The sequence below is a fragment of the Streptomyces sp. NPDC001415 genome (genome assembly GCF_053597395.1).
The window spans coordinates 1-2,391 of sequence record NZ_JBSFIE010000077.1; the positions used below are offsets into that span (position 1 = coordinate 1).

Sequence of the window (2,391 nt, forward strand, 5' to 3'; positions counted from 1 at the left end):
AGGCGTGTGGTGAACAACACACAGTCACCGTCGGGTAGTTCCACGGCGGCGCTCAGCAGTGAGCCCTGGCGTGCGCGGCCCGCTTGCCTACGGAGCTCGACACACTGCGCCAACACTAGAAAATCCCGCATCATTTCGGGCCATAAAGTCCCGTCATGAACTCCCATTCCACGGCGGCGGTGCAAGCCGCCCGCCACCTCGCCGTATCGTTCGTGGCCGCCGTGTCGGCGGTGGGGCTCACCGCGCCCCACGCCTCGGCCGAGCCCCTCGCCGCGCCCGCCGGAGCAGCGCCCCGGCACGCGCCACGGACATCGCTCACCGCACCCGGCATTCCGTTCACCGACGCCAAGGTCACCCAGCGGCCGGACAGCTCGTTCGCCGTGTCCTGGAAAGCGCCCGCGGTCGGTTCGGTCACCGTCTACCTCGGGGACAGGATCGTTGCCTACGGCGGCGCCGAGGCCGACGTCACCGTACGTGGACTGCCCCCCGCCGACCGGCAGTGGTTCCGCCTCGTCCCCGACCAGGGCGACCCGCTCACCCTCGCCGACCGCTCGTTACACCTGGAGGGCGCGCCCAACTTCCGCGACGCGGGCGGCCACCGCACCGCCGACGGCCGGTGGGTGAAGATGGGCGTGCTGTACCGCACCAACGACCTGCACGCGCTCACCGACGCCGACCTGGCCAAGCTCCAGCGCCTGGGCATCCGTACGGACGTCGACCTGCGCATGCCGGGCGAACGCGCCGAGGACCCCGACCGCGTGCCCGCGGGCGCACGCTATGTCGCCGCCGATGTCTTCGGCGGCGACGTCAAGCGTGAAATGCCCGCCACGGCCGCCGCGTCCGAGCGGATGATGACCCGCTCCTACCGGTGGCTCGTCTCCAGGCCCTCCGCGCTCGACGCCTATCGTTCGCTGTTCAGTCTCGCCAACGCCCCCCGCTCCTCCCCGCTGGCCTACCACTGCGAGGGTGGCAGGGACCGTACGGGCTGGGCCACCGCCGCCCTGCTCACGGCCCTGGGCGTGGACCGCGACACGGTCCTGCGGGACTACCTGGCCACCAACGACTACCTCGCGGCGCGGAACGCCGCCACCCTCGCCAAGCAGACCCCCGAGATGGCCGCCCGCCTCAAGCCGATCCTGGACGCCAGGGCCGAGTACCTGAACACCTCCTTCGACGAGGTCAAGGCCCGCTTCGGCACCTTCGACGCCTATCTCCAGGACGGACTGGGACTGGGCAGGCAGTTCGTGGAGCGCCTGCGGGAGACCCTGCTCGTCGACTGACCGGCCTGCCGGCCGAGAAGCCCTGACGCACTGCACGAAAGAACGCCCCTCCCGGCGCGCGGCCGGGAGGGGCGTCGTGTGTGGTCCCTTCGGTTCAGGAGAGGCCGATTTCGTTGTCGAGGAGGTCGAACACCTCGTCGTCGGAGGCGGACTCGAAGTCGAAGTCCCCGTCGGAACGGGAGTCGTCGTGCCCGGCTGCCGCGGGGGTGTCCCGCAGGGCGTCCCACTTCGCCCTGAGGACCTCCAGGCGGCCGGCTATCTGCTCGTGGACCTCCTCCGTGACGTCGAGCCCGCCGAAGGTCTTCTCCAGCCTTTCGAGTTCGCCCAGGAGTGCCTCCGGTCCGGAGGGCGACTCGGGTGCGATCCGGGCGTGGAGGTGGTCGACGAGCTCCGCCGGCGTCGGGTAGTCGAAGAGCAGGGTCGCCGGCAGACGGATTCCGGTGAGGACACTCAGGCCGTTGCGGAGTTCGACCGCGGTCAGGGAGTCGAAGCCGAGGTCCAGGAAGGCGCGGTCCGGGTCGATCTCCGTGCCGCCGGCGTGCCCGAGGACCACCGCGACCTGGCCGCCCACGGCGTCCAGTACGACCTCGCGTCCCTCTGCCGTGGACAGGCCGGTCAGCCTCTGTGCGAAGGCAGCCGAGGCGTCGCCCTCCGTCGCGGCCGCCGCCGTGCGCCGGCTCGCGGTGCGGATCAGGCCGCGCAGCAGTGGCTGGGGCTCGCCCTGCGCGCGGAGCGCCGCGAGGTCCAGGCGGACGGGCAGCGCCGTGGGCTCGGTCGATCCCAGCGCGGCATCGAAGAGGGCCAGACCCTCCTCGACGGACAGCGGCGGCATACCCTGCCTGGCGATCCGCTGGACATCGACATCGGTCAGACCACCGGTCATCCCACTGTCCTGGGACCAAGGACCCCACGCCAGCGACACCCCCGGCAGACCCACCGCACGACGGTGACCCACCAACGCGTCCAAGAAAGCATTGCCCGCGGCGTAGTTGCCCTGACCCGCGCTGCCGAATGTACCGGCCACGGACGAGAACACCACGAACGCGTCCAGATCCAGACCCCGGGTCGCCTCATGCAGATGCCACGCCGCATCCACCTTCGGACGCAACAC

2 protein-coding genes are annotated in these 2,391 nt (G+C 71.0%); one reads left to right on the plus strand and one right to left on the minus strand.

The genetic code is table 11. From position 1 onward, the window contains the following. Nucleotides 1–155 precede the first annotated feature (155 nt). Nucleotides 156–1,280: a tyrosine-protein phosphatase gene (locus ACWC2B_RS37980; RefSeq protein WP_450724913.1), complete on the plus strand. Its 1,125-nt coding sequence runs from the start codon at nt 156–158 to the stop codon at nt 1,278–1,280. Between the two features lie 94 nt (nt 1,281–1,374). Here ACWC2B_RS37980 and ACWC2B_RS37985 read toward each other — a convergent pair. Then, nucleotides 1,375–2,391, minus strand: a 1,017-nt coding sequence (locus ACWC2B_RS37985; RefSeq protein WP_450724915.1) for a KR domain-containing protein, incomplete at its 5' end; no start/stop codon positions are given.

Coding starts and splice junctions, on each gene's coding strand:
- ACWC2B_RS37980 (WP_450724913.1), top strand. CDS start 156: ATGAACTCCCATTCCACGGCGGCGGTGCAAGCCGCCCGCCACCTCGCC.